Raw genomic sequence first — 26,440 nt, 5'->3', positions numbered from 1 at the left:
GCGCGCAACGGTAAGCTACAATATAAAGATGGTCCGTGGGACGACTCTGTGGGAAAGCTGTGGATAAGTACATCAACCTCGTGAAACTCTCGGTCGGGTCCGAGAGCGTTGACAGCCTGATCGCCTGGCAGGACAGCTATCGCCGGCGGTTCGCGGACGGCCTGCCCCGCCACATCACCCGCATGTGGCCCAAGCGCGAGCCCGAGATTCTGAACGGCGGATCGATCTTTTGGGTCATCAAGGGTGTCATCCAGTGCCGCCAGCGCATTTTGCGGCTGGACGAGGTGACGGGTGAGGATGGCATCCGCCGCTGCGCCATCGTGCTGGACCCGCAGGTCCACCGCACCCAGGGCGCGCAGAAACGGCCGTTTCAGGGCTGGCGCTATCTGAAACCCGAGGACAGCCCCGCAGACCTGCCCGAAAGCCGCGCGCAGGACGACGCCCTGCCCGAGGATCTGAACCGCGCGCTGGCCGAGATCGGCGTGCTCTGACCTCAGCCCAGACGGCGCATCACTTCTGCCAGAGCGGCCTTTTCAGTGGCCCCGTACTCCGCAACCCGGCTGCGCCACAAAGTGGCCTGCGATTGCAGAATCAATCCATCCGAGAGGATCTTGAGGTGGTTGGCACGCAGGGTCTCACCGGTCGAGGTGATGTCGGCAATCGCCTCGGCGGTTTCGTTCATCACCGTGCCCTCGGTCGCCCCCTGGCTGTCGACCAGCGTATAGTCGGCAACCCCGGAATCGGTCAGGAACTCGCGCACCAGACGGTGGTACTTGGTGGCGATCCGCAGGCGGTGTCCGTGCGCGACGCGGAAGGCGGCGGCGGCGGCGTCCAGATCATCCAGCGTCTCGACATCGACCCAGCAGGCCGGAACCGCGATCACCAGATCGGCCTGGCCAAAGCCCAGCGGCGCGATTTCTTCGACCTGCTGTTCCCAGCGCGGAAGTTTCTCGTGCACCAGGTCAGTGCCGGTCACGCCCAGGTGAATCCGCCCGGCAGCCAGTTCGCGCGGGATCTCTCCGGCGGACAGCAGGATCAACGAGACATCCTCGATCCCGTCCACCTTGCCTGCGTATTCCCGGTCGGACCCGGCGCGCGACAGCTCGATCCCGTGGCGGGCGAACCAGGCAAAGGTTTTCTCCATCAGCCGCCCCTTGGACGGCACGCCCAGCTTCAGGGTCATTGGCCCGCCTCCTCGATTTCCAGCATCAGGTCGGGGCGCAGCACGCCACCCACCGCCGGGATCTCGGCCCCGTTGCCCAGCCGCCGCGTCAGCGCGTCATAGCGCCCGCCGGTGGCGATGGGCGGCAGGTCGGGGCGGCGCTCGGCGTAGAAACCGAAAACGAACCCGTCGTAATATTCCATCGAGGTGCGCCCATACGAGGCCTCGAAATCCAGCTTGCCGACATCAACGCCACGCGCCTGCAGGGCGGCGATCCGCGCCTCGAGCCGGTCCAGGGCGGGGGTGATCTGGGGCAGATCGACGGCGATGTCGCGCAGATGCTCCAGCGCATAGGGCATGGTCTCGCGCACGCCCAGCAACGAATCCAGCCCGGCCATTTCCGTGTCGGAAATCGGCGGCGTTTCGCGGTCGGCGCGCAGGGCGTCGATACGGGCGGCGATCTCGGCCGGCCGGCGCTTGCCGATCATCGGCGCGTCGCAGGCCATCGGGTCGGCCGCCCCGAGCAAAGCGGCGCGGTGGTCCGGCTCGGGCTTGCGGCCCGCGAACCGGTCCAGCAGAGACCGAAACCGGCGCGGACGCCACAGATGGCGCATCAGCGCGGCCTTGCGTTGGTCGGAGGTGCGCAGGCCTTGTACGGCCGCGGTCAGAATGCCGATGTCGCCGGTCGCCGCGCGCAGCGGCAGGCCCCGCAATTGCAGGGCAAACAGCGAGAACACCTCGGCATCGGCCCCTGCCGGATCGTCGCGGTCAAAGACCTCATAGCCCACCTGGATGTATTCATTGGCGCGGTCGGGGTCATGTTCCTGACGGCGGAACACCTCGCCCGAATAGGTATAGCGCGCCGGTTCGGCCCCGTCGCGCATGTGCATCTGCACCACCGGCAGAGTGAAATCCGGGCGCAGCATCTGTTCGCCGCGCAGCGCGTCCGAGGTGACATAGGCGCGCGCGCGGATATCCTCGCCGTAAAGGTCCAGCAGCGTCTCGGCCGATTGCAGCAGCGGCGTGTCGACGACCTGTGCCCCGGCGGCTTCGAAGCGCACGCGCATCATCGCGGCCCGGGCCTGGATCTGGGATCGATTGGGCATGGCTCAGTCCTGACTGTCCAGAATCTCGCGCACCTTGGCGACCAGATCACCGCGCGGCACCTCGAACTGGCTGGGGCGTTCCTTCCATTCCTCGAGCGTGGCGCTCTCGGCGATCTTGGCGCCCAGGATCAGGTCCTTGATCTGAACCACGCCACGGTCCTTCTCGTCCCCGCCCTCGATCACCGCGACGGGCGAGTTCCGCTTGTCCGCGTATTTCAACTGATTGCCGAAATTCTTGGGGTTGCCCAAGTAAACCTCGGCGCGGATGCCGGCATTGCGCAGTTCGGCCACCATCGCCTGATAGTCGGCCATGCGGTCCCGGTCCATCACGGTCACGACGACCGGCCCGGTGTCATGTGACTTGATCCGACCTTTTTCGCGCAGCGCGGCCAACAACCGGTCGACCCCGATCGAGATGCCCGTCGCGGGCACTTCCTGTCCGGTGAAACGCTTCACCAGATCATCATAGCGCCCGCCGCCCGAGACCGACCCAAACTGCCGCTTGCGGCCCTTTTCGTCGAAGATCTCGAAGGTTAGCTCGGCCTCGTAGACCGGACCGGTGTAGTATCCCAGCCCTCGCACGACCGAGGGGTCGATCTGGATGCGATCGGCACCATAGCCACCCGCGGCCAGCAGCTCGCCTATCTGTTCCAGCTCGGAGATGCCTTCGGCGCCGATCTTGCTGTCGCCCACGGCCGCGCGCAGGTTGGCCAGCGTTCCGGCGGTGTCATCAGCCTTGGACGTCAGGAAGGCGATCACCGGCTCGGCCTGATCGTCGGACAGGCCCACACCATCGATGAACGCGCCCGAGGCATCCAGCCGGCCCTTGGTCAGCAATTCGCGCACGCCCTGCTCGCCCACCTTGTCGAACTTGTCGATGGTGCGCAGTACGTCATCGCGCGCCGCCGCGTCCGCGCCCAGACCCATGGCCTCGAGCACACCGTTCAGGACCTTGCGGTTGTTGACCCGCACCAGATAGTCGCCGCGCGGGATGCCCACGGTCTCCAGCGTATCCGACAGCATGGCGCAGATCTCGGCGTCGGCGGCCATGCTGGCCGTGCCCACCGTATCCGCATCGCACTGATAGAACTGGCGATACCGTCCCGGCCCCGGCTTTTCGTTGCGCCAGACCGGCCCCATCGCATAGCGGCGATAGGGCGTGGGCAGGTCGTTGCGGTGCTGGGCATAGACCCGGGCCAAAGGTGCTGTCAGATCATAGCGCAACGCCATCCAGTCGCCGTTGCCGCCCTCGTCAAACTCCTGCCAGGCGAACACGCCTTCGTTCGGGCGATCGACGTCGGGCAGGAACTTGCCCAGCGCCTCGACCGTTTCCACGGCGCTGCTTTCCAGCGCATCAAACCCATAGCGATGATAGACGTCCGCAATCGTCCGCAGCATCTCGGTGCGCTGCGTGACTTCCTGGCCGAAATAGTCGCGGAACCCTTTCGGCGTGACGGCCTTGGGGCGGGGCTGTTTCTTGGGCTTGGCCATGTGGGGCGTCCTTGGGATTTCATCACTTGCGCGCGCGGTCTATCCCATGGTCTGGGTCGGGGCAAGCCAGCGCTGGCATTGCGCGCGCCACAGCGGTATGACCGCACCAGATCACAGGAGCCCCAGCGATGCAGCATCTGGAAGAGAAAATTGCCCATCTGACCCGCACCGTGGACGACCTGAGCATGGTGGTCGCCAAACAGCAGGACGAGATTGACCGCCTGACCCGCCACGTCGCGATGTTGATGCAGCGCGAAGCCGAACGTGCGCAGGAAGGATCCGGCGGGGTCATTCTGGGCGACGAGCGCCCACCGCACTATTGAGCCCGACCCCTACAGCCCAAGCGTTGATCTAACGGCATCGTCGACGACACCACCCAACAGGGCATCCTCATCGCCTGCGCAACCTTCGGTCAACGCTGAAAGAAAAGCCTCACGTAGCTTGGCCTTTTCTTCGTCCGAGGATGCAAACTCTTCGATATCAACCTGACGGTTGTAGAGCGAAAGAGCGGTCATCTTTCTGACGACGTCGAAAACGTATTCATCATTCCCATCAGCCTCTTCGATGACCGAAGCGCAGGTGTGGTACATCAGCGGAAGCGCGTCTTGCGCCATCTGGTCGGCGGCCTCGTCCGCCGTGCCGATGGAAGGGAGAAGGATCAAGCCGGCCAGAACCGGTTTGAAATCAAGCAGTCGCATCAGGGCTCCTTTCTGATGGCGGTCAGTCATGGACACCCCCGTCACTTGCGGTTTGCCCCAATGATGGCACCGACAACCGCACCTGCGGCCGCGCCTTTGCCATCTCCAATCAACGCTCCGACGCCGGCGCCGATCAGGGCGCCCTTCAGCGCGTCTTCTTCCTTCTTCTTCTCCGCCAAAGCGGCTGACGCAGGCAAGACGATCAACGATGCCGCCAATATGCAGGCTGGCGCCTGCGCGCATTTCCTCAGGATCCACATTTGGTTGCCCTCCCGTGACCAAGCCCAAACCGGGTGATCAGCGTAGCCTGCTCCTGGAATTCTGGCAACAAAGGCCACTCTCAGGCTATTTGCGCCGAATGCCGATTGGTTTGCCGATCTGCGGCTCGGGGGGCAATGCGGCATGGTCGGATACCATTCGCGCCAGCCGCGCCGCGGCCCAGTCCGGGTAGGGTTCCGACCGGCCTGTTGTGTGGCTGACATTCATGAACAGGGCCTCTTGGGTGGCACAGACCACGCCATCCTCGGCCGACACCATCTGCGCAAAATAGTGACCACGCTTATGATCGGCGTCCAGCACCCGAAACCGGAACACCAGCGCCTCGCCCTCGCGAACCTCGCGCAGGAAATGCAGATGCGATTGCAGGATGTACGGCCCCTGCCCCAGCGCCGCGACCTGCGGTTCGCCCAGGCCCAAGTGATCGACCAGCAGGCGCTCAAAGGCCAGATCGAACACCACGCCGTAATACCCCACATTCATGTGGCCGTTGTAATCGATCCAGTCTGGCCGAACCGTGAAACCGGTGATTTCGACCGGCGCGGGGTACGGTCCGTCATGGCCGCCCAAGGGTTCTGATTGCGGAGTCATTCGCCGTCGTCCTCCTCGAAGATCGCCACCGCGCGGATGAACCCGGCCGAGGCGCCCTTGATCTTGAACGGAAAGCACGAGATCTCGAACCCCGTGGGCGGCAGGCCTTCCAGATTGGTCAGCTTCTCCATGTGGCAATAGCCGATCTCCAACGACGCGCGATGCCCCTCCCAGATGATCGAGGGGTCATGGGTTTCCGCGTATTCCTGCGCGGTCAGCGGAAAGGGCGCGTCCCAACTCCAGGCGTCGGTGCCAGTCACCCGCACGCCGCGCTCGGTCAGGTACAGCGTGGCCTCGCGCCCCATTCCGCAGCCTTTCATCAGGTAATCCGGCTGGCCATAACAGGTGCCGGCCGAGGTGTTGACCACGACGATATCCAGCGGTTGCAGGTCATGCCCGATCCGCTTCAGCTCGGCCGCGACATCGGCGGCGGTGACGACGTAGCCATCCTCGAAATGCCGGAAATCCAGTTTCACGCCCGGGTTCATGCACCACTCCAGCGGCACCTCGTCGATGGTGATCGCCCTCTCGCCCCGGTTCATGGTCGAGTGGTGATGGTACGGCGCGTCCAGATGCGTGCCATTATGGGTGGCGATCTGCAGCCGTTCGATGGCCCAGCCCTCGCCGCCGGGCAGGTCCTCTTTCTTCAGGCCGGGGAAAAATGCCATCACCTGCTCGGCCGTCTGATCGTGGCTCATGTATTCGATCTGCGGCAGCATGATCGGCGGGTCCGACACGATGCCGGTTTCCAGCGGAACGGACAGATCGACGAAACGGCGGGCCATGAACTCCTCCGGGATTACGCGGCCCAAGGGTTGGCTGGCTGCAAGCATCTGTCAAGCCAAGAAAAAGGCGGGCACGCTGGCCCGCCCTTTCAGGGTTTTGGTGAGTGGTGGCAGTCGTTACTCGGCCGCAATGGCGTCCTCGATCTTTTCGACACGGATAGCCGAGAACTTGAACTCGGGGATCTTGCCATAGGGGTCGATGGCCGAGTTCGTCAGGATGTTCGCCGCCGCTTCGACATAGGCGAAGGGGATGAACACCATGTCCTCGGCGATCGCCCGGTCGGCGCGCACCATGATCTCGATCGAGCCGCGCCGGGTGGTCAGACGCACCATCTCGCCGGGTTCGATCCCCATCAGCTTGAGCGTACGCGGATTCATCGAACAGTTCGCCTCGGGCTCGACCGCGTCCAGAACCTTGGCACGACGGGTCATGGACCCGGTGTGCCAGTGTTCCAGCTGCCGTCCTGTGGTGGCAATCATCGGGAATTCCTCGTCCGGGGCCTCATCCGGAGGAATGATGCTGGCAGGGGTGAATTTCGCACGGCCATCCGGGCGCGGGAAGCCGTCTCCGAACACGATCGACTGGCCCGGATCGGTCTCGGACAGCGACGGATAGGTGATGCTCTCGCTCTCGAGCCGCTCCCATGTGATGTTGTCCAGCGAAGCCATGGTCAGCTTCATCTCGTTGAACACCTGCGAAACATCCGTGTAATCCCAGTTCAGCCCGATGCGCTTTGCCAGATCGACGGTGATCGCCCAGTCCTCGCGCGCCTGGCCCGGCGGCGGTACCGCGGGGCGCACGCGCTGCACCTGACGGTTCGTGTTCGATACCGTGCCGTTCTTTTCATACAGCGCCGAGGCGGGCAGGATGATGTCGGCATAGTTCGCCGTCTCGGTCAAAAAGATGTCCTGCACGATCATCAGATCCAGCTTGGCCAGCGCCTCGCGGGCGTGGTGCACGTCGGGGTCGGACATGGCCGGGTTTTCGCCCAGGATGTACATGCCTTTTATCTTGCCCGCATAGGCGTGGTCGATGATCTCGGTCACGGTCAGGCCCTTCTCGTTCGAGAAGTCGCCCGAGTTCCAGACCTGACTGAACTTGGCGCGCACGGCGTCGTCGGTGACCGACTGGTAGTCGGGCAGGAACATCGGGATCAGGCCTGCGTCCGAGGCCCCCTGCACGTTGTTCTGCCCCCGCAGCGGGTGCAGACCCGCGCCGGGCTTGCCCACATTGCCCGTCATCAGCGCCAGCGAGATCAGACAGCGCGAATTATCGGTGCCGTGGATATGCTGGCTGACGCCCATGCCCCAGAAGATTAGGCCCGCATTCGCATTGGCGAAAATCCGGGCCACGCGGCGCAGCTGATCGGGTTCGATCCCGCAGATCGGTGCCATCTTCTCGGGGGTGAACTGGCGCAGGTGCTCCTTCTCGGCCTCCCAGTTCTCGGTCCAGCGGTGGATGTACTGGCTGTCATACAGCTCTTCCTCGACGATCACGTTCATGATCGCGTTCAGCATCGAGACATCGGCACCGGGCCGGAACTGCAGCATCTCGGTCGCGAATTTGCGCATGCCCACGCCGCGCGGGTCCATCACGATCAGCTTGCCGCCGCGCTTAGCGAACTGCTTGAAATAGGTGGCTGCGACGGGGTGGTTCTCGATCGGGTTGGCGCCGATGATGATGGCCACATCGGCGTTCTCGATCTCGTTGAAGGTCGCGGTCACCGCGCCCGAGCCCACGTTCTCGATCAGCGCCGCCACCGACGAGGCGTGGCACAGCCGCGTGCAGTGGTCCACGTTGTTGTGGCCAAAGCCCTGCCGGATGAACTTCTGGAACAGATAGGCCTCTTCGTTGGTGCATTTGGCCGAGCCAAAGCCCGCCACGCTGCGCGGATCTTCATCCCGCAACTCCATCAGCCCCTTGGCGGCCAGATCCAGCGCCTCGTCCCAGGTCGCCTCGCGGAAATGGGTGCTCCAGTCGGCGGGATCGACGTTCAGGCCCTTTGGCGGTGCATCCTCGCGCCGGATCAGCGGCTTGGTCAGGCGGTGCGGGTGGTGGATATAGTCGAACCCGAACCGGCCCTTGACGCACAGGCGGCCTTCGTTGGCGGGGCCGTTGATGCCCTCGACATATTTGACCTTGCCGTCCTTGACCTTGAGGCTGACCTTGCAGCCCACCCCGCAGAAGGGGCAGACGCTTTCGGTCTCGCTGTCGTAATCCTTGCTGTCGCCGCGCTGCTGGTCGTCCTGCACGGTGGCGGGCATCAGCGCGCCGGTGGGGCAAGCCTGAACGCATTCGCCGCAAGCCACGCAGGTTGAGTCACCCATCGGGTCGTTCTGGTCGAACACCACCTGGGCGGTATGCCCGCGACCGGCCATGCCGATCACGTCATTCACCTGCACGTCGCGGCAGGCACGGACGCAGAGGTTGCAGTTGATGCAGGCATCCAGATTGACCCGCATCGCCACATGACTGTCATCCAGAAGAGGGATCTTCTCGGGCTCTTTCGCCGGAAAGCGGCTGTCGCTGATATCGTTCAGCTTGGCCATGTCCCAAAAATGGCTCGAGGCATCATGCGGCTGTTCGGGCTGGTCGGCCACCAGCAGTTCCATCACCAGCGCGCGCGATTTCTCGGCGCGGTCAGTGTCGGTTTTCACGACCATACCTTCAGCCGCCGGACGGATGCACGAGGCGACCAGCGTCCGCTCGCCCTCGACCTCGACCATGCAGGCGCGGCAGTTGCCGTCGGGGCGATAGCCCGGCGCAGGTTTATGGCACAGGTGCGGGATGACCAGACCCTTGCCGTTGGCCGCTTCCCAGATCGTGGTGCCCTCGGGCACGGTCACGTCTTCGCCGTTCAGGTTGAAGGTGACGGTCTTGGTTTCGCTTGCGTCAAGCATGGCTGTCTCCCTCAGATCTCATTGGCGAAATGTTTCATGACTAGGCGAATCGGGTTCGGGGCCGCCTGCCCCAGACCGCAGATCGAGGCATCGCCCATCACCTGGCACAGATCTTCCAGCAGGCCCGTATCCCACTTCTCGGCCTGCATCAGCTTGACCGCCTTTTCGCAGCCCGCCCGGCAGGGCGTGCACTGGCCACAGCTTTCGTCCTCGAAGAACCGCAGCATGTTCAGCGCCGCATCGCGCGCGGTGTCCTGATCGGACAGGACGACCACGGCGGCGGACCCGATGAAGGTGCCCAGCGGCTGCAATGTGTCAAAGTCGAGCGGGACGTCGTCGATGCTGGACGGGAGAAGACCCGAAGACGGCCCGCCCGGTTGATACGCTTTGAAGACGTGGCCCTCGGCCATGCCTCCGGCGGCCTCAATCACGTCAAGAATGGTCGAGCCGGCCGGCAGCAGGTAGACGCCGGGTTTCGCCACGCGGCCCGAGACCGAATAGCTTCGCAGGCCTTTGCGGCCGTTCTTTTCAACCGAATCTAGGATTTCCGGGCCTTCCCGGCAGATCTTGGACACCCAGTAGAGCGTCTCGACATTGTGCACCAGCGTCGGGCGGCCGAATACACCGACCTGCGCCACGAAAGGCGGGCGGTGACGCGGCAGGCCCTTCTTGCCCTCGATCGATTCGATCATCGCGGATTCTTCGCCGCAGATGTAAGCGCCCGCGCCGCGCCGCAGGTCGATATAGCCTTTCTCGACGATCCCGGCCTGTTCCAGCGCAACAATCTCGCGCCGAAGAATTTCCAGAACGGCTGGATATTCGTCACGCATGTAGATGAAGCAGGTCTGTGCCTCGACTGCCCACGCGGCGATCAGCATACCTTCGAGGAAAACATGTGGCGTGCGCTCCAGATAGTAGCGGTCCTTGAAGGTGCCCGGTTCGCCCTCGTCGCCGTTCACGGCCAGGTAACGCGGGCCGTCATTCATGCGGACAAAGCCCCATTTCTTGCCCGACGGGAAGCCGGCGCCGCCAAGACCGCGCAGCCCCGAGGCCAGAACCTGTTCCTGAACCTCTTCCCAGTCGCCGCCTTCGCGCAGCTCTTTCAGTTTGGCATACCCGCCGTTTTCGACATAGGTCGCGAAGGTCTCATACTCGGGCAGATGGGCGTGGGTGTCGCCCGCCGCGATGGCGGCCTGTACCTTTTCGGGGGTCGCGTGGTCGATGTGGTTGTGACCGAGTTCCAGCACCGGCGCGGTGTCGCAGCGCCCCATGCAGGGCGCACGCAGAACGCGCACCTCGGACGGGTCCAGCCCGTCCTCCAGCGCCTTTTTCAACTGCTGCGCGCCTGCCATTTCGCAGGACAGTGAGTCGCAGACGCGGATCGTCAGGGCCGGCGGAGGAGTTTCACCTTCTTTCACCACGTCGAAGTGGGCATAGAAGGTCGCGGTCTCGTAGATCTCGGCCTGACCGATCCGCATCTCGACGGCCAACGCGGCGATGTGGTCGGAACTGATATGGCCGTGCGCATCCTGGATCAGGTGCAGAAACTCGATCAGCAGATCGCGGCGGCGCGGGCGGTCGCCCAGCAGGCGCTGAATCTCGGCCTGCGCCTCGTCCGTGAATTGACGGCCTTTGGGCGTGTGCCGCCCCTTGCCTTTACCTGACTTCCAGACGCCCTTTGGCGCGCCTGACGGCTTGGTATCCAATGGTGCCATGATGCCCTCCGATCGAGCCTCGTCTCTCATCAGAGTAGCATATCGTCAAATCGCAAAAACCAATGGCACGATAACGACAGTTTATCACCGCAAAGACGTCACGACCTGCCGCAATGCGCCAACGGTGGGCAATTCCGGATCCCGCGCCAAGGTCGCCAGACAGATCGGCTTGCTGACCACCGGGTCGACCAGAGGCAGGACACGCGTGCCTTTCAAATCGCCGAGCGCCCGCACCAGAACCCGTGGCACGACCGTCGCCGCCAGCCCTTCGCGCGCCATGACCATCGAGGCAGTAAACCCGCTGGTTTCGGCCACTACACGCGGATGCAACCCCTGTTCGGCAAATATCCTGTCGAGAATGCGCCGGTTCTGCATCTGGGGCTCCAACAAGCTGAGCGGAAACTCGGCCACGCGTGCCCAAGGGATCGGGCCAGTTTCCTGCGTCATGTGCTGAGGGACAAGCAGCACATAGGTTTCTTCATACAGCGGGTGAACATGGCGCAGATCGGTGCCGATGCTGTCGCCATAGGTGATCCCGGCATCGATGCTGCCTTCGTCCAGCCGGTACTGGATCGCGGTGGCCGACATGGTTTCGATCCGCGACAGGATGCGGGGATGGGCTGCCTGCAGATGTTTGATCAGGCGTCCGGTAAAGGCGATGGCGGTCGGAATCACGCCAAGGATCAGGGTGCCGGTGATCTCGCCCTTTATCGCCTGCACCTCCTGCTCCAGCGCCTTGGCGTCATCCAGAATGCGGCGGGCGCGGCGGACGATCATCTCGCCCTCTTCGGTCAGGCCCTGAAACCGGTTGGCCCGGCGTACGATCGACACGCCCAGCCGGTCTTCGAGGTTGCGGATGCGCATCGAGAACGCAGGCTGCGAGATGCCGCACTCCTCGGCCGCCTTGGCAAAATGGCGGTAGCGCGCCAAGGCGCTGAGCAATTGCAGATCGCGGATTTCGAACACGTGCGGGCCTCGGGCGGATTGGAGCGATACCGTAAGATACCGCCAATGCCCGCCCAGAAAAGCTGTTTCGTGATCAGGTGTTGAACAGGAAGTGCATCACGTCGCCGTCCTTGACGACATAGCTTTTGCCTTCTGCACGCATCTTGCCGGCCTCTTTGGCACCCTGTTCGCCATTGCACGCTACGAAGTCATCATAGGCAATGGTCTCGGCGCGGATGAAACCCTTTTCAAAGTCCCCGTGGATGACACCGGCCGCCTGAGGCGCTGCAGTACCCCTGCGAATGGTCCAGGCGCGGGCCTCTTTCGGGCCGACCGTGAAATAGGTTTCCAGTTTGAGCAGGTCGTACCCCGCACGGATCAGCCGATCGAGGCCCGGTTCTTCGAGCCCCATCTCTTCGAGGAACATCTGCGCCTCTTCAGGCTCCAGCAGACTGATCTCTTCTTCGATCTTGGCGCTGATGATGACATGGGCATTGCCCTGCGCCGCGGCCATCTCGGCCACACGCGCGGAATATTCATTGCCTTCGGCAGCGTCTTCTTCCGAGACATTGCAGACATACAGGACCGGCTTGGTGGTCAGCAACTGCAGCATCTTCCAGGCTTTTGCATCCTCGTCAGACACCTCGACCAAACGGGCGGGTTTGCCGCTTTCCAGCATCTCTTGCGCGTTGGCCAGCAGGCGGTCCTGCTGCTGGGCCTCCTTGTCGTTGCCCTTGAGTTTACGCACGAGGTTGGCGCGACGCTTTTCGATGCTTTCCAGATCGGCCAGCATCAGTTCGGTCTCGATGGTCTCGGCATCGGCCACCGGATCGACCTTGCCTTCGACATGGGTCACGTCGCCATCTTCGAAACAGCGCAGCACATGAGCGATGGCATCGGTTTCGCGAATGTTGGCCAGAAACTGGTTCCCCAGCCCTTCACCTTTTGAGGCGCCTTTTACCAGGCCTGCAATATCCACGAACGTCATCCGGGTCGGGATGATCTGCTTCGACTTGGCGATCGCAGCCAACTTGTCCAGACGCGCATCGGGAACGGCCACGTCACCCACATTGGGTTCGATCGTGCAGAACGGGAAATTCGCCGCCTGCGCGGCCGCGGTCTTGGTCAGCGCGTTGAACAGGGTCGACTTGCCGACATTCGGCAGACCCACGATACCCATTTTAAAGCCCATGACGGCCTCCTGATGCCATTCGCGGGCTGCTTCTATGCGGGTCCGGTGCAATGCGCAAGGCACCTGCGGCTGCTGGCCCTGAGTCCAAACTGCAACATCACGAAAATGTAGGGAAAACGTGTGCTTGTTGACATTGAACACGAGAGAATAGTGTCAAACTTTAACATTTAACGAATATCAACAGCGAACATCCCCATGAAAAACCTCCTTTCAAGCGCCGCTTTTCTGGCTTTTTCAACAGCCGCGCAGGCGCAGTCGGTGATTTTCGGCGCCGGCTACGCCGACTATTCCGACAGCAGCTCGATTGACCAGGCGATCTTTTCCCTCGAATACCAGCACCGGCCATTTCACGAGGCCACCCGCTTCAGCGCTGCGCTGGGGGCCGCGCTGTCGGTGGACGAGGATGGAAACACACATATCGGCGCCGGGGTGATCGGGGTCTATTCCTTTGCCGACAGATGGTTCGTGGAAGGCAGCGTGATGCCGGGTTTCTACAGCGAAGCCAACGAATTGAACGACCTTGGCGGGAGCTTCGAAATCCGAAGCCTTTTCGGGCTGGGCTACACGTTGAACAACGGCAATGACATATCGCTGGCCGTGACCCACAAATCGAACGCCAGCACGCAAGAGGAAAACCCCGGCGTGAACGCGCTCTTGCTGCGGTATCACCTGAACTTCTGACCCCACCGCTCAGGACGGGATTGATTTTCGGCCAAAGTTTCTGCACATCAGGTCCAAACCTGTATGCAAGGATCGTCCATGACCCGTATCGACGCCAAGTTCGCCGCCCTTAAAGCCGAGGGGAAGAAGGCCTTTGTCGCCTATATCATGGCCGGGGATCCCGACTACGACACCTCGCTTGAGATCGTTCGCGGCCTGCCGGGGGCCGGCGTGGACGTGATCGAACTGGGCCTGCCCTTCACCGATCCGATGGCGGACGGCCCCACCATTCAGGCGGCGGGTCAACGGGCGCTGGACGGCGGCATGACGCTGCAACGCACGCTGGATCTGGCCAAGGCGTTCCGGGAAACCGATGACACCACCCCGATCGTACTGATGGGCTATTACAACCCGATCTACAGCCGCGGCGTAGACAAGTTCCTGGCCGACGCCAAAGAGGCCGGCATCGACGGCCTGATCGTCGTCGACCTGCCGCCCGAGGAAGATGACGAGCTGTGCCTGCCCGCGCAGGCGGCCGGGCTGAACTTCATCCGGTTGGCCACGCCCACTACCGATGACAAGCGCCTGCCGCGAGTGCTGCAGAACACATCGGGCTTTGTCTATTACGTCTCGATCACCGGCATCACGGGCGCGGCCGAGGCCAAGGCCACCGATGTCGGCCCCGAGGTCGCGCGTATCAAGGCGGCGACCGATCTTCCGGTGATCGTGGGGTTCGGCATCAACACGCCCGAGAAGTCGCGCGCCATCGCCAGCGTTGCCGACGGGGCGGTGGTCGGCTCGGCCATCGTCAGCCAAATCGCCGCCGGCAAACCGGTGGCCGAGGTTCTGGACTTCGTGAAATCGCTGTCAGACGGCGCCCACAGCGCCTGACGCCAGAACCCCAAACGGATTGCAACCGCTGCAGGCCGCACGCCTGCGGCGGTTTTTCTTTGCGCCTTCGTCCCACCTGACCACTTGCGCAACTGGCCGTTGCGCCGCGACGGAAGAATTGGTAAAGAAACCTAACCAATCTGCAGAAGGGCGCGGCCATGCCTGTCATTACCAATATCGACGACCTGAAACGCATCTATGAACGCCGGGTGCCCCGGATGTTCTATGACTATGCCGAAAGCGGCAGCTGGACCGAGCAGACCTTCCGCGACAACAGCTCAGACTTCCACGACATCCGCCTGCGCCAGAAGGTTGCGGTGGACATGTCCGGCCGCTCGACCGCGTCGCAGATGATCGGACAGGACGTTGCCATGCCGGTGGCCCTGGCACCCGTGGGCCTGACCGGAATGCAGCATGCGGACGGTGAAATGAAGGCCGCCAAGGCCGCGCTGGATTTCGGCGTGCCCTTCACCCTGTCGACCATGTCGATCAACTCGATCGAAGATGTGGCCGAACATACCGGCGCGCCGTTCTGGTTTCAGCTGTACACCATGAAGGACGAAGATTACGTCCGCCGCCTGATCCAGCGCGCCAAGGATGCCAAATGCTCGGCCCTGGTCATCACCCTGGATCTGCAGATCCTCGGCCAACGGCACAAGGACCTGAAGAACGGCCTGTCCGCCCCGCCGAAACTGACGGCCAAAACGATCGCCAACCTGATGACGAAATGGGCCTGGGGCATCGAGATGCTGGGCGCGAAACGACGCGAGTTCGGCAATATCGTGGGCCATGTCGAGGGCATCTCGGACGCCTCATCGCTGGGCGCGTGGACGGCCGAACAGTTCGATCCCAGCCTCGACTGGAAGAAGATCGAGAAACTGATGGAGCAATGGGGCGGCAAGGTGATCCTGAAGGGCATCCTGGACCCCGAAGACGCCAAGATGGCGGCCAAGTTGGGCGCCGACGCCATCGTGGTTTCGAACCACGGCGGGCGGCAGTTGGATGGCGCGCTCAGCTCGATCCGGATGCTGCCACGGATCATGGATGCGGTGGGCGGCGACGTCGAAGTGCATCTCGACAGCGGCATCCGCTCGGGGCAGGACGTGCTCAAGGCGCTGGCGCTGGGGGCCAAGGGCACCTATATCGGGCGCGCATTCGTCTACGGGCTGGGCGCGATGGGCCAAAAGGGCGTGACCACCGCGCTGGAGGTGATCCAGAAGGAACTGGACACCACCATGGCCCTGTGCGGCGAACGCAACGTGGCCGATCTGGGGCCGCACAACCTGCTTGTCCCGCAGGATTTCTGCGGCCGCTGGCAGGAATGACGCGGAAATCGTTTTTACCCCTTTCCAAATGGCCGGATTCGGTCTAAGGACGCCGCTTCACGCGGGGTGACAGCCTTGGAGGCACCCTGCCCTAACATTGGAGATTTATCATGGCTGGTGAGATTCCTGATCTCGTAGCTCTGGAACGGACGGGGACGGGCAAGGGCGCCGCTCGTCAGGCACGCCGCGACGGCATGGTTCCGGGCATCGTATTTGGTGGCGAGAAAGACCCGCTGCCGATCCAGATTCCGTTCAACGAACTGTTCAAGCGCCTGAAGGCAGGCCGCTTCAAGTCGACGCTGTGGAACCTGAAGGTCGAAGGCCACGAAGACGTCCGCGTCATCTGCCGCGACGTTCAGCGTGATGTCGTCAAGGACCTGCCGACCCACCTGGACCTGATGCGTCTGCGTCGCACGACCAAGATCGCCCTGTACATCCCCGTCGAATTCATCAACGAGGAAGAAGCCCCCGGCATCAAAAAGGGCGGCGTTCTGACCGTTGTCCGTCCCGAGGTCGAGCTGGTCTGCACCGCTGGCGACATCCCCGAAAAGATCACCGTCGATCTGACCGGTCTGGAAATCAACGACGTTGTCACCATCTCGTCGGTTGACCTGCCCAACGGCACCAAACCGACCATCGACCGTGACTTCGTGATTGCGAACATCTCGGCACCGACCGGCCTGGCGTCCAGCGACGACGAAGAAGGCGAAGGTGAAGAGGAAGTCGCAGCCGACGAAGTTGAAGTCGTAGGCAAAGACGAAGAATAAATCTGGATCCCTTCGGATTGGAATTTGAAGCGGGGCCTCGTCCAGGGCCCCGTTTTTCTTTGAACGACCGGCTGGCACTGGAAAGGCATCTTGTGCAATTCTGCGCCGGACCGAAACGCACAAGGAATTTGCGATGAAGCTGTTTGTCGGATTGGGCAATCCGGGCGCAAAGTACGCCCGCAACCGGCACAATATCGGTTTCATGGCGGTGGATGCCATCGCCAGGGATCATCGCTTTGGGCCATGGCGTTCAAAATTTCAGGGGGAAGTATCCGAAGGAATGCTGGGCCGAGAAAAGGTCCTGCTGCTGAAGCCCATGACCTTCATGAACCGCTCGGGCCAATCGGTCGGCGAGGCCATGCGGTTCTTCAAGATCGACTCAACCGATGTGACCGTTTTCCATGACGAACTGGACCTTGCACCCGGGAAGGTTCGCGCCAAGGCAGGTGGCGGCCATGCCGGGCATAACGGCCTGCGGTCGATCCACGACCATATCGGTGCAGCGTATGACCGTGTCCGGCTGGGGATCGGCCATCCCGGACGCAAAGAGCTGGTCTCGCCCTATGTTCTGGGCGATTTCGCCAAGGCCGACACCGACTGGCTGGATGATGTTCTGCAAGGCGTTGCAGACGGGGCGGTTCATCTGGCTGCGGGCGATGCGGCCAAGTTCATGAACGCCGTGGCGCTGCGAACAGCGCCACCGCGCAGTTCCACCACGACGCCCAAGTCCGAAACCAAGACCTCTCCTGCCCCGAAAGCCGAGACGGCAACGCCCGATGACCGTTCGGCGATGCAGAAGCTGTTGGACAAGTTCCGATAGCGGCAAAGACCTTCCGCAACGTAGCAATTGCGGAATTTCCGTCATCACGATCCAATGCCGCCAAACGGGAGGAATATCATGAAAACAGGTCTGAAATGGCTGCTGCGAATCGTCCTGACGCTGGTCTTGGCCGCTGCAGTTGTCGGTTTCTGGAAGCGCGAGGAAATTCAGCGCCTTCTGGCGGTGAACTCTCTGTTTTCCGAAGAAAAGATCGTTCAGAATTTCTCTCACATGGACGCGGCGTTTCTGACTGTCGACCTCCCTCGCGGGAACGGTCCCACTTGGGACCTGCCCTATGGCGCTGAATTCGACCTTTCCGCCGAGACGCAGGACTGGATCGAAGAGCGTACCGTTACATCCCTGCTGGTGATTCAGGAAGGGCAGATCCGGTTCGAGGAGTATTTCCTGGGCACATCGCCAGAAGACCGCCGGATCTCTTGGTCGATGGCCAAAAGCTATTTGTCCGCTCTGTTCGGCATCCTTCTTGAGGAGGGCGCCATAGCCTCGCTGGATGATCCGGTCATCAAATATGCCCCCAAGCTGCAGGGCAGCGCCTATGAAACAGCTACGATCCGCAACGTGCTGAACATGGCCAGCGGTGTAACCTTTGACGAAGACTATCTGGACCCGAAATCCGACATCAACCGGATGGGTCGGGTCGTCGCCCTGGGGGGCGAGTTGGATGATTTTGCGGCCTCGTTGAAGGACAGTTTCGCGGCACCTGGCGAGACCTGGCAGTATGTTTCCATCGATACACATGTCATTGGAATGGTGATCCGAGGGGCGACGGGTCAAAGCGTCGCCGCGTTGCTGGACGAAAAGATCCTGCAGCACCTAGGTCTTGAGCGGGACGGATACTATATCACCGACGGCGCCGGCGTCGCCTTTGTTCTGGGTGGCTTGAATTTCACGACGCGGGATTACGCCCGCTTTGGCCAAATGATCCTGCATAACGGCATGCGCGATGGACGCCAGATCGTTCCGGCCGACTGGATCAAGGAATCCACCTTGCCAAGCGCGCCGACCGAGCCCGGCAAGATCGGCTACGGATATCAGTGGTGGATCCCCGTCGGCGCCCATGACGGTGAGTTTCTGGCACGCGGCGTTTATGGCCAGTACATGTATTTCGACCAGTCGCGCGGCGTTCTGATCGTATCAACGGGCGCTGATCGTCGCTTCCGGGAACCCGGGGTCAATGAGCAGAACATCGAAATGTTCCGCAAGATCGCGCAAAGCCTGTAAGGTAGCTGCATGCAAAAGCAGGACAGCATAAATGTTCTGGGCGGCGTGCTGGCTCCGTGTTCTCGAAAGCCCCTGACCGGCTTTTTCCGCGACGGGGCCTGCAACACCTGCCCTGAGGATCGCGGCAGCCACACGGTCTGCGCGGTGATGACCGCTGAATTTCTGGCCTATTCAAAATATGTCGGCAACGACCTGAGCACACCACGGCCCGAGTTCGATTTCCCGGGCCTGAAGCCCGGCGACAGCTGGTGCCTGTGTGCCGCGCGGTTCATGCAGGCCCATGACGAGGGCTGTGCGCCAAAGGTTCATCTTGAGGCGACTCACCAGCGCGCATTGGAAATCGTGCCGCTGCACGTTCTGACCAGCCACCGCGCAGACTCTGGACAGTGAACCGGGAATGAAAAACCCGGCACGGTCGAAGCGTGCCGGGTCCGGATCTTTGGGCTGCCCTCAGGTTGCGTCGCGACCCTCGGTATCAGACATGTCGAAGTTCAGATACTTGGCGACCGTTTGAACATCCTTGTCGCCGCGTCCGCACATATTCATGCAGATGATGTGATCCTTGGGCAGATCGGGCGCGATCTTCATGACGTGCGCCAGCGCGTGGCTGGGTTCGAGCGCGGGGATGATGCCCTCGGTCGCGCAGCACAGTTGGAACGCCGCAAGAGCCTCTTTGTCAGTGATCGACACATATTGCGCGCGCCCGATATCGTGCAGCCAGGAATGTTCGGGGCCGATGCCCGGATAGTCGAGCCCGGCCGAAATCGAGTACCCCTCGAGGATCTGGCCGTCGTCGTCCTGCAGCAGATAAGTCCGGTTGCCATGCAGAACACCTGGTCGACCGCCCGTGAGCGAGGCGCAATGCTCCATCTTTTCGTTGACACCCTTGCCGCCTGCTTCGACGCCGATGATGTTGACCGATTTGTCGTCGAGGAAGGGATAGAACAGCCCCATGGCGTTCGAACCGCCACCGATCGCCGCGATGATCGTGTCCGGCAGGCGACCCTCGGCCTTCATCATCTGTTCCTTGGCTTCTTTGCCGATGATCGATTGAAAGTCGCGCACCATCGCCGGATACGGGTGCGGCCCGGCGACCGTACCGATGCAATAGAAGGTGTCGCGCACGTTGGTCACCCAGTCGCGCAGCGCGTCGTTCATCGCGTCCTTCAGGGTGCCGCGACCGGATGTCACCGGAATCACCTCGGCCCCCAGCAGACGCATGCGGAACACGTTGGGCGCTTGCCTCTGAACGTCATGTGCGCCCATATAGACCACGCATTTCAGGCCGAACTTGGCGCAGACGGTCGCGGTAGCGACGCCGTGCTGCCCGGCCCCGGTTTCGGCGATGATCCGGGTCTTTCCCATGCGGCGCGCCAGGATGATCTGGCCCAGCACGTTGTTGATCTTGTGCGCGCCGGTGTGGTTCAACTCGTCGCGCTTCATATAGATCTTGGCGCCGCCCAGATGCTCGGTCAGGCGCTCGGCGTGATACAGTGGCGACGGACGGCCCACATAGTTGGCCCACAGATCATCCATCTCGGCCCAGAAGCTCGGGTCGGTCTTGGCCTTCTCGTATTCCTCCTCCAGCGACAGGATCAACGGCATCAGAGTCTCGCTGACGAACCGCCCGCCGAAAATACCGAAGCGGCCGTTTTCATCCGGGCCGGACATGAAGGAATTGAACAGATCATTGGCCATGGTGGTCTCCATCGTCGTGCCTGTTGTTATTAGGAGGTGCCGGCGGGATTTGCCATCGCAAATCGCACTATTCCGCCGCGGTACTGCCGTTCATCCAGATAGTCAGCGCCTGATCCCGGGTCGGAATGGCGATGCAGGCAAAGTGACGGAAGTGGTAGGTATTGGCCAAACGCGGGGCGGCTTGCATCACCCCTCGGTGCGGGTTCGACTGGGCAAAGGTCAGCATGGCTTCGACGTCGTGCCAAACGCTCAGCGAGAAATACGCGCCCTCGTACGAAAACACCTCGGCATGGAGGCACAAGGGATCGCCCTTGGCCTGGCGCAAGGCCTTGCCCGCACGCCAGAAAAACTCGGGCCCGTGGTACCATCGCTTCAGTGAAACCGCGCCAATTGCAGCCAGCATCGTGCATCCTCCCCTTTGAGAAGGATACGCAAGCGCGTTCTGGTCAGATCACCGTGCCGCTTCAATAAATGAGCGGATCAGGCCCGGATCCTTGACACCCGGGGCGCTTTCCACGCCCGATGCCACATCCACCTGCCTTGCACCGGTCATACGGATCGCCTCGGCTACGTTGTCCGGGTTGAGTCCCCCCGACAGCATCCACGGCGTCCGCCAGTATTTGCGACCGGCGAGCAGACGCCAGTCAAAGGGCAAACCGTTGCCGCCGGGCAGCTCAGAGTTCTTCGGCGGCTTGGCGTCTACCAACAACTGATCAGCCACGTCCGAATACAGGTCTATTGCGGCCAAATCCTCGGCTTCAGCCACTCCAATCGCCTTGATAACCGGCAAGCCGTAGCGTGATTTGACCTCGGCCACGCGCTCGGGGCTTTCGGCGCCATGCAGCTGCAGCATGTCCAGTGGAACCCCCGCGACGATTTCATCCAACTGCGCGTCGCTGAAGTTCACCGCTAAGGCCACCTTGGCTACGCCGACCGGCACGTCACTGGCCAGCGCCGCTGCCTGGGCAATCGGTGCATAGCGTGGAGACTTGGGAAAGAAATTGAACCCAATGTAACGCGCACCTGCTTCAACGGCGGCACGCACATGCTCGGGTGCGGTCAAGCCGCATATTTTTACGCTGATCTCGGAAGACATCGGCTCTCAGCTGGCCTCGTCCAGAAGGGCAAGCACATCGTCCTGGCCTTCGTTCTGCTTCTTCTTGAGCTTCTTGACCTCGCGCTCGAGCTTCTTGACCTCGGTCTTTTTGACGGTGGCGTCCTTGCGGTGCTTGTGCTCACGCAGCCATTCCCACAGAAAACCGATGACAAGGCCGGCCACAATCCCGCCAAGAACTACAAGAAACAACGGCAGCGAAGTGGCCAGATTGAAGCCAAGCAAGTCAGACAAGGCGTCCGGCATCAACTGCAACTGAACCATCTGGCGATTGGCCAGCGAGACCGAGACAAGGACGATCCCCAGGACCGCAAGAAAACCGTATCGAATGTAGCGCATCATGAGATCACGCTTTACCGTTCAAACGATCCCTTAGCAACTTGCCGGTCTTGAAAAACGGCACGCACTTTTCCTCGACTTGAACCGTCTCGCCAGTGCGTGGGTTCCGGCCGACCCGCGCATCCCGTTTCTTGACCGAAAAAGCTCCGAAGCCCCGCAGTTCGACACGGTCACCGCGCGCCATCGCGTCTGTGACTTCCTCGAATACGGTATTCACGATCCGCTCGACATCACGTTGGTACAGATGTGGATTTTCGTCGGCGATTTTCTGAATCAGTTCTGAACGGATCATGCGTGCTACCCTCCCAGGTCACCGTGTCATCTCGTCTACTGGTTTGGTCAGTATAGGAAAAAACGGTGCCGGGTGGAATGTAAACTCTGTGTGTCCGGGGTGCATTTTCCAAGAAAGCACCGGAAATTCGCCTGTAGAGACGCGAATCCGGCGGTTCATGCCTGCACCTATCACCGAATAACTCGCAAAACCGGAACACATTGATTCGCAAAAGAAACGGCCCCGCTCGGGATGAGCGGGGCCGTCTGAGTGTTCAAAACTGCAAGTCTGGCTTAGTCGCCGGACTTCAGCGCTGCGCCAAGGATATCGCCCAGCGATGCACCCGAGTCGGAGGAACCGTACTGTTCCACGGCCTCTTTCTCTTCGGCGATTTCGCGCGCCTTGATCGACAGGCCCAGACGGCGGGTCTTGCTGTCCACGTTGGTGACGCGGACGTCGACCTTGTCACCGACCGAGAAACGCTCGGGGCGCTGTTCGGCACGGTCGCGGCTCAGGTCCGAACGGCGGATGAAGGACTTCATGCCTTCGTACTCCACCTCGATGCCGCCATCTTCGATCGCGGTCACTTCGACGGTGATGACCGAGCCACGCTTCACGCCGCCCACGGCTTCGGCGAACTTGTCACCGCCCAGGGCTTTGATCGACAGCGAGATCCGCTCTTTTTCGACGTCAACTTCCGAGACGACCGCCTGAACGACGTCGCCCTTGCGGTAGTTCTGGATGGCATCTTCGCCACGCTCGTCCCACGACAGGTCGGACAGGTGAACCATGCCGTCGATGTCGCCTTCCAGGCCGATGAACAGACCGAATTCGGTGATGTTCTTGACTTCGCCTTCGACCTGCGTGCCCTCGGGGTGCGTTTCTGCAAACACTTCCCACGGGTTGCGCTGGGTCTGCTTGAGGCCCAGAGACACGCGGCGCTTGGCGCCGTCGATTTCCAGAACCATGACGTCGACTTCCTGGCTGGTCGAAACGATCTTGCCGGGGTGGACGTTTTTCTTGGTCCAGGACATCTCGGACACGTGCACCAGACCTTCGACACCGGGCTCCAGCTCGACGAACGCGCCGTAGTCGGTGATGTTGGTGACGCGACCCTTGTGCACCGAACCCAGCGGGTACTTGGCGCCAACCAGATCCCACGGATCTTCCTGCAGCTGCTTCATGCCCAGGCTGATGCGGTGGGTTTCCTTGTTGATCTTGATGACCTGAACCTTGATGGTTTCGCCGATCGTCAGGATCTCGGACGGGTGGTTCACACGGCGCCATGCCATGTCGGTGACGTGCAGCAGGCCGTCAACGCCGCCCAGATCAACGAATGCACCGTATTCGGTGATGTTCTTGACGACACCCTCGACGGTCTGACCTTCGGACAGGTTGCCGATGACCTCGGCACGCTGTTCGGCACGCGATTCTTCCAGGATTGCACGACGCGAGACAACGATGTTGCCACGGCGGCGGTCCATTTTCAGGATCTGGAACGGCTGCTTCAGACCCATCAGCGGGCCAGCGTCGCGCACGGGGCGAACGTCAACCTGGCTGCCGGGCAGGAACGCAACTGCGCCACCCAGATCCACGGTGAAGCCACCTTTGACGCGACCAAAGATAGCGCCTTCGACGCGCTGGTCGTCGGCATATGCTTTTTCCAGACGGTCCCATGCCTCTTCACGGCGGGCCATCTCGCGCGAGATGACGGCTTCGCCACGGGCGTTTTCTGCGGCGCGCAGGTAGACTTCGACCTCGTCGCCAACAGCGATTTCAGGAGCTTCGCCGGGATTTGCGAATTCTTTCAGATCGACACGGCCTTCCATCTTGTAGCCTACGTCGATGATGGCCTGGCCCGCTTCGATCGCGATGACCTTGCCTTTGACAACCGAACCCTCTTCGGGGGTGTCCATTTCGAAGCTTTCGTTCAGGAGGGCTTCGAATTCCTCCATGGATGCGTTAGCCATGTGGCGTTGTTTTCCTTTACATAACGTTTTTGCTGGCCGAGCGGTTGTCTCCGCCGGTCTTGTTTCATGATGTCCTCTGGCGTGACCCGGTGCGCATCTGGCTAAACAAACACAAAGGGCCGAGGAAACCCGGCCCTGCTCAGATACGTCGTCCGGGCGTTGACCGCCCTTGTTCAGACAGCGCGCGTATAGGCGGATTCTGGGCACAGCGCAAGCAGAAAGGCCCTTGTTGCAAGCCGACGCGGGATTCCGCTTGCATTTTCCGGGCCAGCTACTCCTCCCAAATCCGGGCATCCCTCAGCAGCATGGCCTGCTCGATCGCATTCAAACGCGCCAGTGCGTCGGCCGGGGCCTTTGCCCCACCGGCTGCCTTCCAAATCTTGAGGGCCGAGTTCGGACTCCAAGGCAAGCAGGCATTCGCAAGCCACTGACGCAACTGAGGCGGAAGGGTGTCATAGGCCTGCATCGCGGGACGTTGCCGTCTCCGGCGGTTCAGGCGGCTGCGCAGATTGCGTCTTTGATTGGTCATGGGCATCGACTGTACCAATGCGAATTTTCAGAGCGGGAACTGGACCGGACGGAATGGGTTGGGGAAACGTCCCAACTGGTATGTTATGTTATTACGTAACATACTTTTGTTGCGCAACCCCGGATTGAGGCCAAAAAAAAGGCAGGGTTCTGCAACCCTGCCCTCAACCATTTCGAAGCTCTCAATATTAGCCGAAGCCGAGAGACCTAGAACAGTTGCAGGTCTTTCTTGCCGCTTTGAATCTCGGCCAGGTTCGGCATGTTCTGGATGACCACCGGTTCGGGCGCGGCACCCGGCATCGGAACGGTCGGCTGTGCCGCCTTGGCCATCGCAAAGGTGGGTTGCTTGAGCTCTCCGCGAATGTCGCGCAGAAGGGTTTTGTGATCCGGCATCGCTTTCAGGATCTGCGCAAGGTCCACTTTCGCGCCCTTCCACCACTGGAACCAGATGTCCTTCCGCAATGGTCGAATGCGATCACGAATTCCTGTGCCATACCCCGTGTCATAGACCTGCTTGCCCAGCAGAACCGTCTGATAGACGCGATGGTCAAACAGCGTTGCGAACTCGACATCGTGCTGCATCGGAAGGCGGTTCTTCCAAAGCTCGAGGTTTTCAGCCAGCCGGTCCGGCACCTTCATCTCGGTCCGCGCGTCGATCCAGTATTGATCATCGGTGCGATTGTTCAGCTTGTAATGCAGGCAAATGAAATCCAGCACTTCGTCATAGAGCTTGTTCATCTGACGATTGTACCTGTCCCTCAATGAGGGTTCGATATCGCGGGTCGGCAAATGCTCGGCGAACCAGCGCACAGCATGGTCGACCATATGGATCGCAGTGCTTTCAAGCGGCTCGATGAACCCACCGGCCAGCCCGATTGCAACGCAGTTCTTCACCCACGCATTGCGAACGCGCCCGATCCGCATGGGGATCACCCGCGGCGTCGCGCCTTTGCCGCTGTCACCCAGCCACTCCAGATATTCGTCCGCCGCTTGATCATCCGTCCGGTGCGCGGATGAATACACGTATCCCGTACCCACACGGTTGTAGAGAGGCACGCGCCATGTCCAACCAGCGCCAAGTGCAGTCGACCGCGTGACGCTTTCGATCTTCCGCGGATTGGGGTGCTCGATCTGCAACGCCATGGCACGGTCGTTCGGCAGATAGTCCGAATAATCCATGAACGGCTCGCCCAGTGCCTGATTGATGATCAGGCCGCGGAAACCGGTGCAGTCCACGACCATTTCGATATCGTGGCGGCCTGCACGCTCAAGCATCAGATGGCTGACATTGCCCTGTTCATTCAACTCGACCGACTGCACCTCGTCGCGGATATGTTCGACGCCACGCTGCGTACAGACCCTTGTCAACATGCCTGCGAATTTTACGGCGTCCAGGTGATAGGCATAGCCAAACCGCTGCTCGAATTCGGGTTGCCCCAGAAGCCGCGCGCCCTTGCACAGCCGAGCCAGGTCATCATGCGGCGAGATGGACTGAGTGAAATCCCGGTCCCCGTTGCCAAACCGAAGGAAGTATTCGGCGGCCTCGAGTCCTTCCAGCATCTGGCCATGGGCAAATGGGTTCACATAGTCGATGCGCTTTCCCTTTACGTCTTTGTTCCAGTTGCAGAATTTGACGCCCAGCTTGAACGACGCATTGGTTTCGCGGAAAAAGTCTCGCTCGGAAATTCCAGCCTGACGGAGCGTGACTGGCATACGTGGCACGGTCGCTTCACCAACGCCGACCGTGGCGATGTTCGGGCTTTCGATCAGGCAGATCCGCGGACGGTCCTTGGGTGCTGACGTGCGCGAAAACACCATCTCGAGTAGCAACGCCGTCATCCAGCCGGCCGTACCGCCACCCACGATGGTGATTTTTTGCAAACGATTATTCATGTTGTTCTGTCCCTGTTGGCTGTGAGGATTATGCGGCCGCCTGCCCGTTTTTCCGGGCCT

At 61.5% G+C, this 26,440-nt stretch carries 28 protein-coding genes; 9 read left to right on the top strand and 19 right to left on the bottom strand.

Translation table 11 applies throughout. The features are described from left to right. Positions 1–59: 59 nt before the first annotated feature. Entirely contained in the window at positions 60–491 is a 432-nt protein-coding gene (locus ACR0JC_RS08495) for a DUF1489 family protein (RefSeq protein WP_170340498.1), read from the top strand. Between the two features lie 2 nt (positions 492–493). Here the strand turns inward: ACR0JC_RS08495 and hisG are convergent, their stop codons facing one another. The 3 genes from hisG to hisS are packed head-to-tail and all read right to left on the bottom strand — an operon-like array spanning position 494 to position 3,759. Continuing rightward, positions 494–1,183: an ATP phosphoribosyltransferase gene (gene hisG / locus ACR0JC_RS08490; RefSeq protein ID WP_170340496.1), complete on the bottom strand. Its 690-nt coding sequence runs from the start codon at positions 1,181–1,183 to the stop codon at positions 494–496. Continuing rightward, positions 1,180–2,268 (bottom strand): ATP phosphoribosyltransferase regulatory subunit, encoded by a 1,089-nt coding sequence (locus ACR0JC_RS08485; RefSeq protein WP_170340494.1) that lies wholly within the window; start codon positions 2,266–2,268, stop codon positions 1,180–1,182. The genes hisG and ACR0JC_RS08485 overlap by 4 nt, the downstream gene beginning before the upstream one ends. Before the next feature lie 3 nt (positions 2,269–2,271). Continuing rightward, entirely contained in the window at positions 2,272–3,759 is a 1,488-nt protein-coding gene (hisS, locus tag ACR0JC_RS08480) for a histidine--tRNA ligase (RefSeq protein ID WP_170340492.1), read from the bottom strand. A 128-nt stretch (positions 3,760–3,887) separates the two neighbouring features. On the opposite strand from hisS, the gene ACR0JC_RS08475 reads away from it, so the two are divergent. Further along, positions 3,888–4,082 carry a SlyX family protein gene (locus ACR0JC_RS08475; RefSeq protein ID WP_093964614.1) on the top strand — a complete coding sequence of 65 codons (195 nt, stop codon included), beginning with the start codon at positions 3,888–3,890 and terminating at the stop codon, positions 4,080–4,082. Between the two features lie 9 nt (positions 4,083–4,091). On the opposite strand, the gene ACR0JC_RS08470 is transcribed toward ACR0JC_RS08475, so the two are convergent. The 8 genes from ACR0JC_RS08470 to ychF form a co-directional block, all read right to left on the bottom strand. Continuing rightward, positions 4,092–4,457 (bottom strand): hypothetical protein, encoded by a 366-nt coding sequence (locus tag ACR0JC_RS08470; protein WP_093965024.1) that lies wholly within the window; start codon positions 4,455–4,457, stop codon positions 4,092–4,094. 41 nt (positions 4,458–4,498) lie between these two features. After that, the gene (locus ACR0JC_RS08465) at positions 4,499–4,717 is read right to left on the bottom strand and encodes a YMGG-like glycine zipper-containing protein (protein ID WP_254428944.1); all 219 of its coding nucleotides are present in this window, start codon (positions 4,715–4,717) and stop codon (positions 4,499–4,501) included. Between the two features lie 85 nt (positions 4,718–4,802). Beyond that, positions 4,803–5,324 carry a thioesterase family protein gene (locus ACR0JC_RS08460; protein ID WP_170340490.1) on the bottom strand — a complete coding sequence of 174 codons (522 nt, stop codon included), beginning with the start codon at positions 5,322–5,324 and terminating at the stop codon, positions 4,803–4,805. After that, complete coding sequence (locus ACR0JC_RS08455) at positions 5,321–6,109, bottom strand: cyclase family protein (protein WP_170340488.1); 789 nt, start codon at positions 6,107–6,109, stop codon at positions 5,321–5,323. Before ACR0JC_RS08455 ends, ACR0JC_RS08460 begins: the two co-directional genes overlap by 4 nt. A gap of 117 nt (positions 6,110–6,226) precedes the next feature. Beyond that, positions 6,227–9,010, bottom strand: a complete 2,784-nt coding sequence (gene fdhF, locus ACR0JC_RS08450) for a formate dehydrogenase subunit alpha (protein ID WP_480763769.1) — start codon at positions 9,008–9,010, stop codon at positions 6,227–6,229. An 11-nt stretch (positions 9,011–9,021) separates the two neighbouring features. Then, entirely contained in the window at positions 9,022–10,725 is a 1,704-nt protein-coding gene (locus tag ACR0JC_RS08445; RefSeq protein ID WP_480752664.1) for an NAD(P)H-dependent oxidoreductase subunit E, read from the bottom strand. An 84-nt stretch (positions 10,726–10,809) separates the two neighbouring features. Further along, complete coding sequence (locus tag ACR0JC_RS08440) at positions 10,810–11,691, bottom strand: LysR family transcriptional regulator (protein WP_170340480.1); 882 nt, start codon at positions 11,689–11,691, stop codon at positions 10,810–10,812. A gap of 73 nt (positions 11,692–11,764) precedes the next feature. After that, a complete protein-coding gene (gene ychF, locus ACR0JC_RS08435; protein WP_170340478.1) occupies positions 11,765–12,862 on the bottom strand; it encodes a redox-regulated ATPase YchF in 1,098 nt (365 codons plus the stop codon). Positions 12,863–13,057: 195 nt separating this feature from the next. On the opposite strand from ychF, the gene ACR0JC_RS08430 reads away from it, so the two are divergent. The 7 genes from ACR0JC_RS08430 (at position 13,058) to ACR0JC_RS08400 (ending at position 18,957) form a co-directional block, all read left to right on the top strand. After that, positions 13,058–13,543, top strand: coding sequence for an acyloxyacyl hydrolase (locus ACR0JC_RS08430; RefSeq protein WP_170340476.1), 486 nt, complete (start codon positions 13,058–13,060; stop codon positions 13,541–13,543). A 78-nt stretch (positions 13,544–13,621) separates the two neighbouring features. Next, complete coding sequence (trpA, locus tag ACR0JC_RS08425) at positions 13,622–14,413, top strand: tryptophan synthase subunit alpha (protein WP_170340474.1); 792 nt, start codon at positions 13,622–13,624, stop codon at positions 14,411–14,413. Positions 14,414–14,571: 158 nt separating this feature from the next. Next, entirely contained in the window at positions 14,572–15,738 is a 1,167-nt protein-coding gene (locus ACR0JC_RS08420) for an alpha-hydroxy acid oxidase (protein WP_170340472.1), read from the top strand. Between the two features lie 110 nt (positions 15,739–15,848). Then, positions 15,849–16,505, top strand: a complete 657-nt coding sequence (locus tag ACR0JC_RS08415) for a 50S ribosomal protein L25/general stress protein Ctc (protein WP_093964607.1) — start codon at positions 15,849–15,851, stop codon at positions 16,503–16,505. 133 nt (positions 16,506–16,638) lie between these two features. Continuing rightward, positions 16,639–17,325 (top strand): aminoacyl-tRNA hydrolase, encoded by a 687-nt coding sequence (gene pth, locus ACR0JC_RS08410; RefSeq protein WP_480763762.1) that lies wholly within the window; start codon positions 16,639–16,641, stop codon positions 17,323–17,325. A gap of 78 nt (positions 17,326–17,403) precedes the next feature. Further along, on the top strand, positions 17,404–18,567 hold the full coding sequence (locus ACR0JC_RS08405) for a serine hydrolase domain-containing protein (protein WP_170340467.1): 1,164 nt from the start codon (positions 17,404–17,406) through the stop codon (positions 18,565–18,567). A gap of 9 nt (positions 18,568–18,576) precedes the next feature. Beyond that, a complete protein-coding gene (locus ACR0JC_RS08400; RefSeq protein ID WP_093964605.1) occupies positions 18,577–18,957 on the top strand; it encodes a DUF2237 family protein in 381 nt (126 codons plus the stop codon). Positions 18,958–19,017: 60 nt separating this feature from the next. On the opposite strand, the gene trpB is transcribed toward ACR0JC_RS08400, so the two are convergent. The 8 genes from trpB to ACR0JC_RS08360 form a co-directional block, all read right to left on the bottom strand. Continuing rightward, the gene (trpB, locus tag ACR0JC_RS08395) at positions 19,018–20,265 is read right to left on the bottom strand and encodes a tryptophan synthase subunit beta (protein WP_170340465.1); all 1,248 of its coding nucleotides are present in this window, start codon (positions 20,263–20,265) and stop codon (positions 19,018–19,020) included. Positions 20,266–20,332: 67 nt separating this feature from the next. After that, entirely contained in the window at positions 20,333–20,668 is a 336-nt protein-coding gene (locus ACR0JC_RS08390) for a hypothetical protein (RefSeq protein WP_170340463.1), read from the bottom strand. A 48-nt stretch (positions 20,669–20,716) separates the two neighbouring features. Then, a complete protein-coding gene (locus ACR0JC_RS08385; RefSeq protein WP_170340460.1) occupies positions 20,717–21,361 on the bottom strand; it encodes a phosphoribosylanthranilate isomerase in 645 nt (214 codons plus the stop codon). A 6-nt stretch (positions 21,362–21,367) separates the two neighbouring features. Next, a complete protein-coding gene (locus tag ACR0JC_RS08380; RefSeq protein ID WP_170340535.1) occupies positions 21,368–21,718 on the bottom strand; it encodes a lipopolysaccharide assembly protein LapA domain-containing protein in 351 nt (116 codons plus the stop codon). A 7-nt stretch (positions 21,719–21,725) separates the two neighbouring features. Further along, complete coding sequence (gene ihfB / locus ACR0JC_RS08375) at positions 21,726–22,010, bottom strand: integration host factor subunit beta (RefSeq protein ID WP_050603110.1); 285 nt, start codon at positions 22,008–22,010, stop codon at positions 21,726–21,728. Positions 22,011–22,282: 272 nt separating this feature from the next. Continuing rightward, positions 22,283–23,959, bottom strand: coding sequence for a 30S ribosomal protein S1 (rpsA, locus tag ACR0JC_RS08370; protein ID WP_170340458.1), 1,677 nt, complete (start codon positions 23,957–23,959; stop codon positions 22,283–22,285). A gap of 271 nt (positions 23,960–24,230) precedes the next feature. Beyond that, complete coding sequence (locus tag ACR0JC_RS08365; RefSeq protein ID WP_244952315.1) at positions 24,231–24,488, bottom strand: DUF6525 family protein; 258 nt, start codon at positions 24,486–24,488, stop codon at positions 24,231–24,233. 206 nt (positions 24,489–24,694) lie between these two features. Continuing rightward, positions 24,695–26,380 (bottom strand): tryptophan halogenase family protein, encoded by a 1,686-nt coding sequence (locus tag ACR0JC_RS08360; protein WP_170340455.1) that lies wholly within the window; start codon positions 26,378–26,380, stop codon positions 24,695–24,697. Between the last annotated feature and the right edge of the window lie 60 nt (positions 26,381–26,440).

It is taken from the genome of Ruegeria sp. CH5, from assembly GCF_056537025.1.
This window is presented reverse-complemented; position numbering and strand designations above follow the sequence as displayed.